Source organism: Escherichia sp. 93.1518, from assembly GCF_013368915.2.
GTDB lineage: Bacteria > Pseudomonadota > Gammaproteobacteria > Enterobacterales > Enterobacteriaceae > Escherichia > Escherichia ruysiae.
In genome coordinates, this window is record NZ_JABWMT020000101.1 from 1 (window position 1) to 580 (window position 580).

Annotated in this window: 1 pseudogene; it reads right to left on the minus strand. The window is 56.6% G+C overall.

What is annotated here, in order from left to right:
- Window positions 1-580, minus strand: a pseudogene (locus tag HEN21_RS22590) (phage tail tape measure protein); the annotation flags it as partial.

The window sequence follows — 580 nt, forward strand, 5'->3', positions numbered from 1 at the left end:
TAAGCCTTCTGCGCCTCTTCGGTATATTTCAGCCGTGATGCCTCAGACTCGGCCCGATCTTTTGCTGCCATCTCACTGGCCTTTTCAAGATCGGCCTGCAACGTGGCGGCTGAAAGCCCAAGTCGCGCATTCTCTCTCTTCTCCCATGCCCCCCGGAGATTGGCAAGAAATGCTGACGTTTTACCGCGCCGGTGGCTTCGGCTCTGATACCACTGCCATTTTTTATCCGCTTCATCAAAAGCCTTTTCAGCTTTGGCGAGCATATCTGCAGAGGAGTCCGGGCGACCAATATCCAGCACCGCATCCCACATGGATTTGAATGCCTGTGCAGTCTTGTCTGCCCAGGTCTCCAGCGTACCCATGTTATCTTTCAGTTTACGGGTCTGGTCATCAAACCCTTTCGTTGCGGCCTCGTTCGCCGCCTGCAATGCCCCGGCCCCATCGCCGGAACGCTGCAACTGAGCAACATACGCAATCTGTTCCGCCGTCACGTTATGGAACTGGCGCGCCATCGCCGTCAACCCAGACGTCGGGTCAGTGGTCAGCTTCCCGAAGGCTTCAGCGACCTTGTCCACCTCCA